9 protein-coding genes and 4 pseudogenes are annotated in these 15,431 nt (G+C 72.0%); 6 read left to right on the top strand and 7 right to left on the bottom strand.

Annotation, left to right across the window (positions count from 1 at the left end):
• Positions 1-303: 303 nt before the first annotated feature.
• The 3 genes and pseudogenes from ABTZ58_RS30720 to ABTZ58_RS30710 form a co-directional block, all read right to left on the bottom strand.
• Positions 304-1,209: a S1 family peptidase gene (locus ABTZ58_RS30720; RefSeq protein ID WP_309097213.1), complete on the bottom strand. Its 906-nt coding sequence runs from the start codon at positions 1,207-1,209 to the stop codon at positions 304-306.
• Between the two features lie 212 nt (positions 1,210-1,421).
• Positions 1,422-1,798, bottom strand: a pseudogene (locus ABTZ58_RS30715) (DUF1684 domain-containing protein).
• A 435-nt stretch (positions 1,799-2,233) separates the two neighbouring features.
• On the bottom strand, positions 2,234-3,460 hold the full coding sequence (locus ABTZ58_RS30710) for a DUF5685 family protein (protein WP_351363649.1): 1,227 nt from the start codon (positions 3,458-3,460) through the stop codon (positions 2,234-2,236).
• A gap of 290 nt (positions 3,461-3,750) precedes the next feature.
• On the opposite strand from ABTZ58_RS30710, the gene ABTZ58_RS30705 reads away from it, so the two are divergent.
• Positions 3,751-4,188 carry a cell division protein SepF gene (locus tag ABTZ58_RS30705; protein ID WP_351363646.1) on the top strand — a complete coding sequence of 146 codons (438 nt, stop codon included), beginning with the start codon at positions 3,751-3,753 and terminating at the stop codon, positions 4,186-4,188.
• Positions 4,189-4,238: 50 nt separating this feature from the next.
• Here the strand turns inward: ABTZ58_RS30705 and ABTZ58_RS30700 are convergent, their stop codons facing one another.
• Together ABTZ58_RS30700 and ABTZ58_RS30695 are read right to left on the bottom strand one after the other, a co-directional pair.
• The gene (locus tag ABTZ58_RS30700; protein WP_351363643.1) at positions 4,239-5,429 is read right to left on the bottom strand and encodes an acyl-CoA dehydrogenase family protein; all 1,191 of its coding nucleotides are present in this window, start codon (positions 5,427-5,429) and stop codon (positions 4,239-4,241) included.
• Positions 5,430-5,776: 347 nt separating this feature from the next.
• Entirely contained in the window at positions 5,777-7,378 is a 1,602-nt protein-coding gene (locus ABTZ58_RS30695) for an MFS transporter (protein ID WP_351363640.1), read from the bottom strand.
• Between the two features lie 263 nt (positions 7,379-7,641).
• Between ABTZ58_RS30695 and ABTZ58_RS30690 the strand changes: the two genes are divergently transcribed.
• On the top strand, positions 7,642-8,955 hold the full coding sequence (locus ABTZ58_RS30690; RefSeq protein WP_351363637.1) for a putative hexosyltransferase: 1,314 nt from the start codon (positions 7,642-7,644) through the stop codon (positions 8,953-8,955).
• Between the two features lie 227 nt (positions 8,956-9,182).
• On the top strand, positions 9,183-10,175 hold the full coding sequence (locus tag ABTZ58_RS30685; protein ID WP_351363634.1) for a phosphatase PAP2 family protein: 993 nt from the start codon (positions 9,183-9,185) through the stop codon (positions 10,173-10,175).
• Positions 10,176-10,250: 75 nt separating this feature from the next.
• Here ABTZ58_RS30685 and ABTZ58_RS30680 read toward each other — a convergent pair whose 3' ends face one another.
• Positions 10,251-10,460, bottom strand: coding sequence for an I78 family peptidase inhibitor (locus tag ABTZ58_RS30680; protein ID WP_309097207.1), 210 nt, complete (start codon positions 10,458-10,460; stop codon positions 10,251-10,253).
• 431 nt (positions 10,461-10,891) lie between these two features.
• Here ABTZ58_RS30680 and ctaD point away from each other — a divergent pair.
• Positions 10,892-12,577: pseudogene (ctaD, locus tag ABTZ58_RS30675) on the top strand (aa3-type cytochrome oxidase subunit I); the annotation flags it as partial.
• On the opposite strand, the gene ABTZ58_RS30670 reads toward ctaD, so the two are convergent.
• On the bottom strand, positions 12,462-13,502 hold the full coding sequence (locus tag ABTZ58_RS30670) for a helix-turn-helix transcriptional regulator (protein ID WP_351363630.1): 1,041 nt from the start codon (positions 13,500-13,502) through the stop codon (positions 12,462-12,464). The pseudogene ctaD and the gene ABTZ58_RS30670 sit on opposite strands and share 116 nt — an antisense overlap.
• Before the next feature lie 459 nt (positions 13,503-13,961).
• On the opposite strand from ABTZ58_RS30670, the pseudogene ABTZ58_RS30665 reads away from it, so the two are divergent.
• Both ABTZ58_RS30665 and ABTZ58_RS30660 read left to right on the top strand, forming a co-directional pair.
• Positions 13,962-14,650, top strand: a pseudogene (locus ABTZ58_RS30665) (ATP-binding cassette domain-containing protein); the annotation flags it as partial.
• Positions 14,647-15,331 (top strand): annotated as a pseudogene (locus ABTZ58_RS30660) (ATP-binding cassette domain-containing protein). The pseudogenes ABTZ58_RS30665 and ABTZ58_RS30660, both read left to right, overlap by 4 nt.
• The last annotated feature ends 100 nt before the right edge of the window (positions 15,332-15,431 follow it).

Here is a 15,431-nt window from a genome sequence, read left to right as displayed (position 1 = left end):
TGGCCGGGCCGGAAGGCTTCGTTGACGAGCGCCCACTATTCCGAGGACAACGGGGAGCACACAAGGGTGAGTTCGAGACGCGCGTAGACGGCGCTTCGCACGCCCCCTTACTTTGACCGTCCATGGTCAAATCGGACCCAATCAACTCCCGTTCCCACTGCAAACATTACGCGTGAGTAATATGTGCGTACTCTGTGAGATCTACACCTGGCTGATTCTCGCCCCCGCCGCACAGCGGAAAAAGCCCCCGCACGCCGAAGCGCACGGGGGCACAGGATGCTGCGAACTGCGGGCCGGACCGGCCTAGTAGACGCTGACGCCGTAGGCGCTCAGGGCCTCGGTGACCGGCTGGAAGAACGTCGTACCGCCGGAGGAGCAGTTGCCGCTGCCGCCGGAGGTCAGACCGTACGCGGTGCCGTTGCTGCCGTAGAGCGGGCCGCCGGAGTCGCCGGGCTCGGCGCAGACCGTGGTCTGGATCAGGCCGGAGACGACGTCGCCGCCGCCGTAGTTGACCGTGGCGTTGAGGGCGGTGACCCGGCCGCTGTGCGTACCGGTCGTGGAACCGTCGCGGATGACGGTGGTGCCCACACTCGGCGTGGCCGCCCGCGTGATGTCCACGCCGTTGGCGGTGCCGGGCCGGCTGACGGAGCCGCTGTAGCGGACGATGCCGTAGTCGTTGCCCGGGAAGCTGGAGCCGGTCGTCGAGCCGATGACCGTGGTGCGGCCGGAGTTGGAGTACCAGGTACCCGCGCCGTCCGTGCAGTGGCCGGCGGTCAGGAAGAACTGCTGGCCGCTGCTGTTCTGGACGTTGAAGCCGAGGGAGCAGCGCCAGCTGCTCGCGTAGATCGCGTCGCCGCCCTGGATCAGCTTGTTGAACTTGCCGGGCGTGCGCTTGATCGTCAGCGCGTCGGCGTTGCCGCCGGCCTGCTGCTTGATCTTCGCGATCTCGGCCTGGCTGACCGTGCTGTCGACCGTGACCAGCACGCGGTTGGTCTTGCTGTCGACGGCCCAGGCCGTGCCCGGGATGTCGGCCTTGAGTATGGAGCTGCTGGCGCTCTTGAGCTCGGCAGCGCTGAAGGTGCTGGGGGTGTCGGCCGCGTTCGCGCTGGGGATCGCGATCGCTGCAGCGGCGACGAGGCCGGTGGAAACGGCGATCAGCCGGGTCCGTCTCGAAATGCCGCTACGGGGGGTGGTGCGCTTGATCCTCACTTTTCGTTCCTCCACAAAGGAAGTAGGGGGCCCTCGTGGGGTTGTGGGCCCGTGAGGCGCAGTCCGGGACCGGCTGTCCGGATTCCGAACACACCGTGTCCCTGACAAGCGCTGAGGGGGAGTATTCGGCCGAACGGCCGGTCGGCGCAAGGGTGCCTTTCGGCCGTCAACCTTTGAACGATCTTTGCGTTCAGCCCCTCGGAACACCCCCGTCACCCGAGTGTGCGCTCTGCGGCGGCAATTACGACATCCAGGGTGTTCCCCGGCGACGGAAAGGGGCAGACGAAGTGGTCGGCGAAGGCGCACGGTGGCAGCAGCGCCCGGTTGAAGTCGACCGTCGTGCGCCCCCGGCGTCCGGTGCGCCGGGCCGCGGGAACCGGAAGCGGTAACTGCCGTTCCCGCTGGTGGCGTCGGCGAACACGGCCCACGGCGAACCGTCCTGCTCGACCGTCACCTGAAGGCTCGGCTCCCGGCCGCCCAGCTCGAAGGCCGGCTCCCCGCCGAGCCCGAGCCCCCGCACGCGCCCGTCGGCGTTCGGCACCCGAACGGTACGGGCGCCGGCGTCGTGAGGCGTGAAGCGCCCGGGCACCACCCAGGCGGGTCGTACGGCGTGACGCGCAGGCCGCGGAACGCCCGGCGCGCGGAGGACTCCGGGTCGTCGTCCCGCACGCCCCACAACCCCTCGCGCACCAGCACAACCAGCCTCCGCTCGCCGTACGCCACGCGCGCCCGGCCGACCGGTCCCGGGTCGGCCGTGAGCCGCACCTCGCCGGTGAACGGCTGTTCGTCCACCGTCAGACGGTCCGTTTCGGCGGCGACCAGCACGACCGCGTCACCGTAGGCCCGCCAGAGCCCGGGGATGTCCGGAAGTCGACCATCCGGATAGTCCGGGATCCCGTGCGCGCCGACGAGGGCGTGCGGCCCGTAGGGGGCCGACACCGTCTCGACGCGCCCCTCGTGCCGGCGCCGCCAGTCCTCGGATGCGTCCGTCGTCATACGGGCGCCCCTGCCGGACGGGGAGGGGTCAGCCGTCGCAGGGGCAGCAGCAGTCGCAGCCGTCGCAGTCGCAGTCCCGGCAGCAGCCCTCGCGCTTCTTGCGGGACCAAGGCCCCTCGTACTCCTTGGCGCAGCACAGCTTGCAGGTGCAGCACAGCAGCCAGAACATCCCGCAGCCGGCCCAGAACCCGCGCCGCGGCGGCTGGGGCACCGGCGCGCCCCCACCGAAACCGCCCCCGCCGATACCGCCCCCGCCGTAGGGGTTCCCTCCCCCGCCCGCGTAAGGGTGCTGCGGAGAGCCGTACGCCCCCTGCTGCCCGTACGGCCCCTGCTGCCCGTACGGTCCGTGCGGCGGCTGCTGTCCGTACGGTCCGCCGCCCTGGTGCGACGCGCACACCGGCACCGTGCCGAACGCCCGGTCCACCGAACGCCGCAGTTCGTGCACGAGCAGCAGGTGCACGAGCTTCGCGTCGGCGAACTCGGCGTCGCGCAGCGCGAGTCGCACCCCCTGGACCGCGTCCTCGGCGAGCCGCCGGACCTCGATCAGGGGTGTGCCCGTCGCGGCGATCGGGTTCCAGGCGCCGGACGCGGCGTCGGCGTGCAGGTCCTCCACGGCGTCCAGGAGATGGGCGAGGCGTCCGAAGAGACGTCCGGCCTCGGCGAGCGGCCCGGCGTTGTGCGGCCGGCCGGCGAGGACGGCCGTGTGCGCGAAGGCGGCGGCGGTCGCGGTCTCGGTCGGTTCGGTGACCGTCAGCAGTGGCGTCCCGGGCCCGGCCAGCGCCTCGATGCCGCTCTGCCGGTCCACGGCGTCGACCAGGACGGCCGTGTCGAAGCCGACGGCGGAGCCGGTGCGCGCCCCGGCCCGGTCCCAGCCCGCGGCGACCCGGCGCGCGGCGCGGGCGACCGGCGCGCGGGCCAGCAGCCCGTCGCCGTCGACGACGTGGTCGCGCACCTTGGCGGAGGCCAGCACCAGCGAGACGGCCGCGGCGAGCCGCGCGCCCTCGCCGTGCGCGACGGAGGCGGTGCGCATTCCGCGCAGCGGGCACGGACCGGCCTTGCGCCGCCCGGCACCGGGCAGCTCGCTCTGAGCCTCCGTCAGAACCGATATGAGGAGCCCGTCATAGTTCGTCACGATTCGAGCGAACTGTCCGTGGTCTCCGCGCAGCGCGAGACACAGTCCGCACAAATGCGCCATCCACTGGCTGGTGAGCTTCTCCCCGAGATGGTGTCTGCAGGGCCTGACGATTCCGAACACGGCGCTCCCCCGAGCTTCATTGCGACGCCTTGCCGCGGCATCGTATCGGCCCGCGCATTCACCCGTACGCCCCGGCCGTCACCCGGACGCCGAGAAGAATCATATTTCACTCACAGTCAGCAGCCGTTTGAGAAACGACCCTTGGGACACACGGACTCTCGACGGATTCGCTGTGCACCAGTACCGTCACAAACCCCCCGCGCGGCGTCTATCCACTTGGCGCGCCATCCGCATCATGGACGACCATAGGGATGCGGAAAGCAGAAAGACCGCTGTGAGAGGAGGCGTCCATGGGATCGGTACGCAAGGCAAGTGCCTGGCTTGGCCTCGTCGACGACAACGAAGACGAGCGTTACTACGACGACGACTACTCCGACGGGACCGAGCCCGGGGATGCCTGGGTCACCGATCCGCGCGTCAAGGTGGCCACGGACGTCGCCGAGGAGAAGGGCCGCCGCATCGGCACGGTGACCCCGGACAGCTTCCGGGACGCCCGGGCGATCGGCGAGCTGTTCCGCGAGGGCGTGCCCGTCATCATGAACCTCACGGCCATGGAGGCAGCCGACGCCAAGCGCGTGGTCGACTTCGCGGCCGGACTCATCTTCGGCCTGCGCGGCTCGATCGAAAGAGTGTCGACCCGGGTGTTCCTGCTGACCCCCGCCCACACGGAGATCGTGAACGGCGACCCGGCCGCGCACCGCGCGGACGGCTTCTTCAACCAGAGCTAGGGCAGGGCCGCTCACCGGCCCTGCCCCCGCGCAGGGTTACCGGACCGGGTCTACCGGAAGGCGTCGAGTCCGGTGAGCGCCTTGCCCAGCACGAGCTGGTGCATCTCGACGGTGCCCTCGTAGGTGAGCACCGACTCCAGATTCGTGGCGTGCCGCATGACGGGATATTCCAGGGAGATCCCGTTGGCCCCGAGGATCGTGCGGGCCGTACGGCAGATCTCGATCGCCTCCCGCACGTTGTTGAGCTTGCCGAAGCTGACCTGCTCGGGCCGCAGGCGGCCGGCGTCCATCCGCCGCCCCAGATGGTGGGCGAGCAGAATCCCCTTGTGCAGTTCCACCGCCATGTCGGCGAGTTTGGCTTGGGTGAGCTGGAAGCCCCCGATCGGCCGGCCGAACTGCTCCCGTGACTTCGCGTAGTCGACCGCGGCCTCGAAACAGCTGCGGGCCGCGCCCATGGCGCCCCAGACGATCCCGTACCGGGCGTGGGACAGGCAGCTGAGCGGTCCGCGCAGGCCGGTGACGTCCGGCAGGACGGCGTCGGCGGGCAGCCGTACGTCGTCCATGACCAGCTCGCTGGTGACGGAGGCGCGCAGGGACCACTTGTGCTTGATCTCCGGCGCGGAGAAGCCGTCGCTGTCGGTGGGCACGGCGAAACCGCGGATGCCGTCCTCTGTCTGCGCCCACACGACGGCCACCCCGGCGACCGAGCCGTTGGTGATCCACATCTTGCGGCCGTTGAGGATCCAGTCCGTGCCGTCGCGCTTGGCGTACGTGCGCATGGAGGCGGGGTCGGAGCCGTGGCCGGGCTCGGTGAGCCCGAAGCATCCGATGACCTCGCCGGCGGCCATGCGGGGCAGCCACTGCTGCTTCTGCTCCTCGCTGCCGAAGCGGTGGATGGCGTACATGGCGAGGGAGCCCTGCACGGAGACGAGGGAGCGGATGCCGGAGTCCGCGGCCTCCAGTTCCAGGCAGGCCAGGCCGTACTGCACGGCGCTCGCACCGGCACAGCCGTATCCCTCCAGGGACATGCCGAGGGCGCCGATGCTCCCGAGCTCCCTGGCCAGCTCCCTGATCCCCGGCAGTTCACCCGTCTCGTACCACTCGGCGACGTACGGCAGCACCCGGTCCGCGGCCCAGGACCGCACGGTGTCCCTGATACCGAGGTCCTCCGGCTCCAGCAGGTCGTCCAGCCCGAGCGGATCGCCGGGATCGAAGGGAGGCAGCTTGGACGAACCGGACATGATCGACATCCCTCCGAGACTCTTTAACTAGCACCGCTAGCCGAGACGCTAAGGCCTCGGCCCACCCACGCACCACCCGTACCTGCCAATCGCGAGGTAGAGGTCGCCCTCGGGGGCCTTTCACCATCGGCGCCCGCGGGCCACCTGCACCTGCCCCCGGACAACGTCACAGCGGACCGCCACGGTTCGACCCGCGGGCGAGCCACGACCACAAGGCCCCGAGACCACAAGCCGCAAGCGGCAAAGCCCCACGCCCGGCAGCCGCCGATGGCGCGCCACCCCCAGGGGCGGCCTCAACGACTCGACCGGCAGTCACTGGGGGCGCGTGGGGGAGGCGAAGGGGTGCGTCACACCGAGACGCGTGAGTCCGCCGGCTCCCTGGGCGCGGGTACCTCCACCGGCCCCGCCTCACACTGCATGACCCGCGGCAACCGCAACGCCATCGCCGCCCCCAGCAGCAACAACCCCGCACTCACCAGCAAGGTCACATGCAGCCCGTGCACGAAGGCGTCCCGCGCGGCATGCCGCAGGGCGGTCCCGGCCGCCCCGCCCAGCTGCCCGGCGACCTCGTACGCCTCCCCCAGCGAATGCCCCGCCGCGGACGACGCCGGCTCCGGAACGCCCGGCACGCCCGACAGCCCCGGCGCGTACGCCGCGTTCATCACCGTGCCCAGCAGGGCGATCCCGATCCCCGCCCCCAGCTGGTACGACGTCTCCCCGATCGCCGCCGCCCCGCCGGCCTGCTCCGGCGGCGCCTCGCTCAGCATCGACTCGTACGCCCCGAACAGCGTCGTCTCCAGGCCGAAGCCCAGCAGCACGAACCCGCCCACCATCAGCGCGCAGTCGTCGGTCGGCCCCAGCGCCGTGAGCAGCACCACAGCGAACGCCGTCAGGCAGAACCCGGTGCACACCATCCGCCGCGGCCCGAACCGCCGTAGCATCCGCGCCCCGGCCAGCCCGGCCGCCATCGCCGCGAACGTCAGCGGCAGCAGCCGCAGCCCCGTCTCAAGCGGCGACAGTCCGAGCACCAGCTGCAGGTACTGCGCCGCGATGAGCTCAAGACCCACCAGCGCGAGCATCGCCAGCACGATGCACCCGACGGACGTGCTGAAGGCCGGCCGCGCGAACATCGTGAGGTCGACCAGCGGATGCGTCCGCCGCCGCTGCCGCCGCACGAACGCGATCAGCAGCGCCGCGCCCACCACCAGCGGCAGCACGGTGGCCGGGCTCCCCACCGGCTCCCCGCTCCCGAGCCGCTTGACGCCCAGGACCGCACCGAACAGACCGGCCGCCGCCATCAGCGCGCCGACCACGTCCCAGGGCCCGTCGCGCTCGCCCTTCGACTCGGGCAGCAGCAGCCGCCCCACCGGGAGGCTGACCAGCATCAACGGGATGTTGACGAGGAAGACCGAACCCCACCAGAAGTGCTCCAGCAGGAAGCCGCCGAGCAGCGGCCCGACCGCCGCGCCGACCGCGGCCACGGCACTCCAGACGCCGATCGCGAGCGCCCGCTCGCGCCGGTCGGGGAAGACCTGCCGCAGGATCGACAGCGTCGCGGGCATGATCATCGCGCCGCCGACGCCGAGCAGCGCCCGCGCCACGATCAGCACCTGGGCGTTGTCGGCCAGGGCCGCGAGGCCCGAGGCGACGCCGAACAGCGCGTAGCCGAGGAGCAGGATCCGCCTGCGGCCGACGCGGTCGCCGAGCGTTCCGAAGAGGATCAGCAGCGAGGCGCAGACCAGTGGGTAGACGTCGACGATCCAGAGCAGCTCTATCCCGCCGGGCCTGAGGTCCTCGGTGACGGCGGGGACCGCCACGTGCAGCACGGTGGCGTCGACGGCGACCAGCAGCAGGCTGACGCAGAGGACGACCAGAACCACCCAGCGGTTGGCACCGGCCCCGGCCGCCCGACGGCGCAGCGCAGCGGCGGCCGTGGTCGTCCCGGACATGTACGTACCTCCAAGATGTTCCTCGCGATCGGCGGGCTCACGGGGTGGGGGACGCCCCCGCGACTCGGCCGGAGAGGAGCGGTGGTCTCCGGCCCGCGCAAACGAAAAGCGAGTGACACGTCAGCGTACGCGAGTCCGCGCCGGTGCCTAGTGGCGGACCTCTCACACATCCCGCGGAAGGATGTGGCGTACGCCACTGTCCTCTCCGTCCAGCACGCCCCCGCCCGACCGGCCGGTTCCCGCCGCGGTCGATAATCGGGCCCGTGACCGATCTTGAGACGCGCGCGGTTCCGGCCCGCGCCGGGGCGCTGCGCCGGGCGGCTCCGGCGCTCCTCGGGTACGCGGCCGTCCGCGCCCTGGGTCTGCTCGCCCTGTTCGTGTGGAGCGCGGCGCGGGACAAGAGCGCGTACACCCTGCTGACGGCCCGCTGGGACGCGCTCTGGTACGTCCGGGTCGCCGAGCTGGGATACGGCTACGAGGTGCGTCTGGCCAACGGGGACGTGCATTCGAACCTGGCGTTCTTCCCGTTGCTTCCCTGGCTGGAGCGGCTGGTGGCCGCGGTGTCGCCGCTGTCGTACGCCGACGGCGGGTTTCTCGTCGCCCTGCTGGCCTCGGTCGCCGCGGCCTGGGGGATCTTCGCGGTGGCGGACCACCTGTACGGCCGCCGGGCGGGGGTGTGCGCGGTGCTGCTGTGGGCCGTGCTGCCCGTCGGGATCGTGCAGTCGATGGCGTACAGCGAGTCGCTGTTCACCGCGCTCGCGGCGTGGTCGCTGTACGCGGTGCTGACCGGCCGCTGGGTGACGGCGGGCGCGCTGGCCCTGGCGGCCGGGCTGACCCGGCCGGTGGGGACGGCGGTGGCGGCGGCGGTGTGGGCGGCGGCGATCGCCTCCTTCCTCGCGCAGCGGCGCGCGGCCGGCGCGGAACACAACGGGCACGCGACCGCCGCCGAGCGGGGAAGGCGCGCGAACACCGTCGAGCGGGAAAGAAGCGCGAACACCGTCGAGCAGGACGGGCGCACGACCGCCGTCGTGGAGGGGAGCGGGTCCGAGGCGCTCGGTGTGCCCGGCCCGGCGGCCCCCCGGGCCCGTCGTGTCCTCGGCATGCTCCTCGCTCCCCTCGGCACCGCCGGCTACGTGCTCTGGGTCGGACACCGCACCGGCGAGGGCCCGCTCGGCTATCTCTACGTGCAGGCGGGATGGCGCAACGGCTTCGACGGCGGTTACGCCTTCGCCCGGTTCGTCGCCGGGAAGTTCACCTCGTTCCCCTCGGCGCTCGCCGGTGCGGGGCTGCTCCTCGGGGTCGTGTCAGTCGTCTGGCTGTACGCGGTCGGCGTTCGTCAGCGCCAGCCGCTGCCGCTGCTCGTCTACACCGGGGTCGTCACCGCGCTCGCCCTGTGCGCGTCGAGCTACTTCGGCTCGAAACCGCGGCTGCTGATGCCCGCCTTCCCCCTCCTGCTGCCGCTCGCCCTGGCCCTGGCGAGGCAGCGTACGCGCAGGTCAGCATGGGTGCTGGGGGTCGCCGCCGTCGTCTGTGCGGGGTACGGGGCGTTCTGGCTGAACGGCTCCGGTCCGCCCTGACCGGCTGTGAGCGCCGGGAGAATTCCGGCCCATCCTCCGGTGAACGAATTCAAAAGCGCAATAAAACCCGCCTCCGGAATGATCAAAGGAATTGAAGGTCGCAGCCCCCGGCGATTGTGGATTCGCTGGAAATAAACCTGCTCCTGAGAGGAATCCCACATCACATCGTCATCACAAAGCCGTTGATTCGACCGGGATCCGAGCTCACTCGCTGTAACGTCGATTGGGTGCGTACCGAACCGAAGCTCACCCGTCTGGACCGGGTGTTCGCCCGGCTGGACCGTGAGCCGGAACGACCGGCCCACATCGATGTGCCGAAGATGAGCAGACACCGCATCGTGCTCCTCGCGGCGACGCTCGCCTTCTACGGCGCCATCGTGTGGGCCGTGGTGATCACGTCCTGGCTGGTCCGGCTCGACTGGCAGGTGATGTTCTTCCGGCCGTACCAGCAGTGGTCGGAGATCCACTGGTTCGTCGACTACTACGTCGTGCTCGGCCAGCGCGGCCCGACCGCCGTGATGGTCGCGGCCTGGCTGGGCTGGCGCTCCTGGCGGCAGCACACCCTGCGCCCCCTGCTCGCCCTCGGCGTCTCGCTGCTGCTGCTGAACGTCACCGTCGGCGCGGCGAAGTACGGCATGGGGCGGCTGGGCCCGCACTACGCGACCGTGATCGGCTCGAACGAGATGTGGCGCGGCGGCGATATATTTCCGAGCGGTCACACCGCCAACGCCGTGGTGACCTGGGGAATTCTGGCCTACATGGCCTCCACCCCGAGAGCGCGCCGCTGGCTGTCCGCCGTGTCCGCCGTGACCTCGCTCGGCGTCGGCATGGCCACCGTCTACCTCGGTACGCACTGGCTGAGCGACGTGCTGCTCGGCTGGGCCGCCGGCCTGCTGATCCTGCTGGCCCTGCCCTGGTTCGAGCCGCTGATCGCCCGCAGCGAGGCCCGGATCCTCGATCTGCGCGACCGCTGGCGGGACCGCCGCAGCACCGCGGCCGCCCCGGTCAGCGTGCCGCCCGTGGTGGTCACGCCGCTGCCCGTCGACCGGGACGACGTACCGGCCCGCTCCTCCCGGGCCCCCGTCTTCCTGGCGCCGGGCCCGCACACGGCCCGCTCCGAGCGCACGCCGATCACCCCGGCCGGCAGCCGCCGTCCGCCCCACCCGGAGCGGCACCCGCGCGGCTCCGCCTCCTCGGCCCGCCCCCTCACGGGCGGCTGACCACGGCCCGGTACGCACCCCGGCCGGCAGCGCGAAGGCCCCGGTTCCGCGCGGAACCGGGGCCTTCGCCGGGTCTCAGCCCTTCCAGGCCCGGGCGACCCGGCCGCCCTTGACCTCGAAGTTCAGCCGTCCCACCCGGTACTCCATGGTGATGATCGTCCCCGGCGGCAGGGAACGCACCGTGGGCCAGCCGCGCTCGCGCGCGAGGCGTTCGGCCCGGCCGGCCTCCAGGCCGACGTAGGCGTCCGGACTGTCGTCGGGTTCCGCGGAAGGTGTCGGTGCCATGCCGCCACGCTATGTCCTGTCCGTCGGGCACGGAAGTCCGGGCCCGCACCGGCGGTCACTGTCCGCTCCCGGTCACGCTTCTGTCACAAGATCACGACAGGCGTTTCGGGCGGTGCCGGTCACACGGACGAGCGGTTCCGTAGGCCTTCCGCAGGCATTCGGCCGTAATTCCCGCGCGTTCCGTGAGCCCCTGGAAAAGACCGGCGGAAAGGGCGGGGAGAAGTGCTCCCCGCGCCTGCTTCCATTCCGGCGCCGGACCGGCCGGGCAGAGCCGGCCCCGCGCGGGGAAATGCAGGCCTCCGGCACGGAAGAGGCCGGTACGCCCCCTGTCCGGGCCGCGGCGACGCGAGCATCATGGCGTGAGCTCGCGGGTACGTCAGGCGCGGGCTGCGGCGGGCCCGGCACGCGAGGAGCGAAGGGGCGAGCGAGCGATGGGGACGCAGACCGTACAGGCGACGGTGGAGCCCGAGCAGCGGACGCGGCACGGCCGGGTGGCGGTCGACTGGCTCACGACGACGGACCACAAGAAGATCGGCCACCTCTACCTGGTCACGGCGTTCGTGTTCTTCCTGGTCGCCGGGGTGATGGCGCTGCTGATGCGGGCCGAACTGGCCCGCCCCGGCCTGCAGATCATCGACAACGAGCAGTTCAACCAGGCGTTCACGCTGCACGGCACGATCATGCTGCTGCTGTTCGCCACCCCGACCTTCGCGGGCTTCGCCAACGAGCTGATGCCGTTGCAGATCGGCGCGCCCGACGTGGCCTTCCCGCGGCTGAACATGTTCTCGTACTGGCTGTTCCTGTTCGGCGGGCTCATGGTGCTCGGCTCGCTGCTGGTGCCCTCGGGCCCGGCCGACTTCGGCTGGACGGCCTACGCCCCGCTCAGCAGCGCGGAGCGCTCGCCGGGCATCGGGGCCGATCTGTGGATCATGGGGCTGGCCCTGTCGGGCTTCGGCACGATCCTCGGCGCGGTCAACTTCATCACCACGATCATCGGGATGCGCGCCCCGGGCATGACGATGTTCCGGATGCCGATCTTCACCTGGAACACGCTGTTCACGTCGATCCTGATCCTGATGGCGTTCCCGGTGCTGGCGGCGGCGCTGCTGGTGCTGGAGGCGGACCGGCGGTTCGGCTCCCAGGTGTTCGACGCGGCCAACGGCGGGGCGATCCTGTGGCAGCACCTGTTCTGGTTCTTCGGCCACCCCGAGGTGTACATCATCGCGCTGCCGTTCTTCGGCATCATCACGGAGATCATCCCGGTCTTCAGCCGCAAGCCGCTGTTCGGCTACCTGACACTGGTCGGGGCGACGATGGCGATCACCGGCCTGTCGATGATCGTGTGGGCGCACCACATGTTCGCCACCGGCGCGGTGCTGCTGCCGTTCTTCTCCTTCATGAGCTTCCTGATCGCGGTGCCGACGGGCGTGAAGATCTTCAACTGGGCCGGCACCATGCTGAAGGGCTCGCTGTCGTTCGAGACGCCGATGCTGTGGGCGACGGGCTTTCTGGTGACGTTCCTGTTCGGCGGGCTGACCGGGGTGATCCTGGCCTCGCCGCCGCTGGACTTCCATGTGACGGACACGTACTTCGTGGTCGCGCACTTCCACTACGTGGTCTTCGGCACGGTCGTCTTCGCGATCTTCGCCGGGTTCTACTTCTGGTGGCCCAAGTTCACCGGGAGGATGCTCGACGAGCGGCTCGGCAAGATCCACTTCTGGACGCTGTTCACGGGCTTCCACACCACGTTCCTGGTGCAGCACTGGCTGGGCGCCGAGGGCATGCCCCGCCGCTACGCCGACTACCTCGCGGCCGACGGCTTCACCGCGCTCAACACCGTGTCGACGATCGGCGCGTTCCTGCTCGGCATGTCGACGCTGCCGTTCCTCTACAACGTGTGGAAGACGGCCAAGTACGGCGAGAAGGTCGAGGTCGACGACCCCTGGGGCTTCGGTCGTTCCCTGGAGTGGGCGACCTCCTGCCCGCCGCCGCGGCACAACTTCACCACGCTGCCCCGGATCCGGTCGGAGTCGCCGGCGTTCGACCTGCACCATCCGCAGTACGCGGCGGTGACTGCGCAGCCCGAGCCAGAGCGCCATCAAGCCGGTCCCGAGTCCTCCTGACCGCGTCGATCAGTTCGACCGGCTCCAGCACCTCGAACTCGAAGCCCAGCATGACGACGTGGATGACCATCACGTCGAGGCTGCCGGCCCCGCAGCGCAGCAGGCAGGTGTCCGGACCCTCGGCCTCCAGCACTCCGGCGGAGGGCGAGATGTGCGCGGCGGCCTCCTCAAGGGGCGCCAGCAGCCGTACGACGCCGTGGGTGGCGTACGCGCGCGTGGAGACGCCCTGGGAGACGTAGGCGGCCAGGTCCTCGGCGGGCGGGTCGCGGGGGACGAAGCGCGGGCCGTGCGGGGGCCGGGGGGTGATGCGGTCGACGCGGAAGGTCCGCCAGTCCTCGCGGTCGAGGTCCCAGGCGACCAGGTACCAGCGGCGTTCGGTGCACACCAGCCGGTGCGGTTCGACGCTGCGGCGGGACGGGGTGCCGTCGTGGCCCTCGTAGGCGAAGCGGAGCCGTTCGGCGTCCCGGCACAGGTGCGCCAGTTCGGTGAGGACGGCCGGGTCGACCGAGGAGGGCAGCGAGCCGCGCAGCATCGGCACGGTGACGGCGTTGAGGGCGCTCACCCGGCGGCGCAGCCGGCTGGGCAGCACCTGCTCCAGTTTGGCCAGGGCGCGCACGGAGGTCTCGCCGATGCCCTCGATGCCCTGGCCGGCGGCGGTGCGCAGCCCGACCGCCACGGCGACCGCCTCGTCGTCGTCCAGGAGCAGCGGCGGCAGCTGGGCACCGGCGCCGAGCTGGTAGCCGCCGCCGGTGCCGGGGCTGGCGTTGACCGGGTAGCCGAGTTCGCGCAGCCGGTCGACGTCCCGGCGCAGGGTGCGGGCGCTGACCCCGAGCCGGCCGGCCAGGTCGGCGCCGGACCACTCGCGGTGGGCCTGGAGCAGGGACAGCAGACGCAGCAGGCGTGCCGAGGTCTCCAACATGGGGGCGAGTCTGCCAGCCGTTGCGGACAGCCACTGTCCTCAAGGCGTCTGTCCCTCAAGGCGCCGGCCGTTTCGGTCCTCCCGGCTGCTCCGGAGGCTCCGGTTATGCCGGTCGTCCCGGCTGCTCCGGCAGCCGGAGCGGACGGAGCAGCCGGGCCAGACGGTGCAGACGGAGCGGACTGCGCGACCGGGAGGACCGGAACGGACGGCACAACCGGAACGACCAGAGCGGACGGAACGGACGAAGCAGCCGGAGCGGCCCGAGCAGCCCGAGCAGCCCGAGCGGCCGAGCGGCCGAGCGGCCGAGGCCACGGTTGCGGCCGAGGGCATGCCCTCAGCGCACCCCCAAGGCCCCTCCCCCGACCCCGGCAAGGCCCGAGGCGGGCCCCGCCTCGCCGGTACCCCCGCGCCCGGCCCCGCCCGCGCGCGACATACGGTCGCCCTCCCCCGCCTCCCCCCCCCGTCCTCACCGCCCGCCGCCTGTACGCCCGTTACAGCGGATTCACCGCTCTCGACGGAGTCGACCTGGGCCTGTTCCCCGGGCGGGTCACCGCGGTCGTCGGGCCCAACGGGGCCGGGAAGCACCCTGTTCCACTGTCTGGCCGGGACGCTGCGGCCGGCGCGCGGGGTGGTGCTGTTCGCCGGGCGGGACATCACCGCGCTGCCCGCCCACGCCCGCACCCGGCTCGGTGTCACGCGGAGCTTCCAGCGACTGGCCGTCTTCCCCTCGTCGACGGCGGTCGAGAACGTCCGGGTGGGTGCCGAGCAGGGCCGGGTGGCCGATCCGGGCGCTGTCGAGCGGACCCTCAGGCTGCTCGGGCTGGACGGGCCGGTACGGGCACGGCCCGCCGCCGGGCTGCCCACCGGGACGGTGCGCCGCGTCGAACTCGCGGATCCTCGCGGGCGCCCCTCGCGTGCTACTGCTCGACGAGCCCGCCGCCGGTCTGGACACCGCGGAGGTGACCGCCCTGGCCCGGGTGCTCAGGGCGCTGGCCGCCGACGGCACAGCCCTCCTGGTCGTCGAACACGACCTGGACCTGGTCGCCGGTCTCGCCGACGTCGTCCACGTGATGACGGCGGGCCGGATCGTCGCCTCGGGCCCGCCCGGGCGCGTGCTGGACGCCCTGGCGACGGGGGCCGGCCGGTGACCACCGTCTCCCTGTGCCACGCGCGCGTGCGCTACGGCCCCGTGGAGGCCCTGCACGGCGTCACGCTCGCCGCCGCGGGCCCGGGTCTGACCGTGCTGCTGGGCCGAAAACGGCTCGGGCCGCACCACCGCCCTGCGCGCACTGGCCGGGACGGTGCCCCTGTCGGGCGGCGCGGTGGTGTGGGACGGCACCGACGTGACCCGCGTACCGCCGTACGAGCGGGCCCGGCGCGGGATGTGCCTGGTGCCCGAGCGGCAGGCGGTGTTCGGCTCGCTCACCGTCCGCGAGAACCTCGGCCTGGTCGCACCCGACCACGGCACGGCCCTGGACGCCTACCCCCAGTTGCGTCCCCTGCTGGAGCGGCGCGCCGGCACGCTCTCCGGTGGGGAGCAGCGCATGCTCGCCCTGTCCCGGGCGTTGCTGGCACGCGCGCGTGTGGTGCTGGTCGACGAGCCCGCTCAGGGCATGTCGCCCGCGCTGGCGGCCCGCACGTACGAGCTGCTGGCCGCGCTCCGGGCGTGTGTGGTGATCGCCGGGCAGCGGCTGCCGCCCGCCCTGCGGAACCGGCCCGCGCTGGTCCACGAACTGCGCCGCGGCACCGTCGCGTTCGCCGGGGAGGCGGGCGAACTGCGCCGCGGCACCGTCGTGTTCGCCGCGGAGGCGGGCGAGCTCACCCGCTGACCCGGTGCGCCGAGGCCCCCTCCGGTCGGCCGCCCGGCCGGGGCCCGTGTCCCGGCGAGGGGGAGCAGCGGCTCAAAAGCCCCGGCGCAGGCCCGGCACG

This window comes from Streptomyces sp. NPDC094143 (genome assembly GCF_040303825.1).
In the GTDB taxonomy this organism is placed as follows: domain Bacteria; phylum Actinomycetota; class Actinomycetes; order Streptomycetales; family Streptomycetaceae; genus Streptomyces.
The sequence above is the reverse complement of the archived record's forward strand: the minus strand, read 5'-3'. Positions and strand labels throughout refer to the sequence as shown.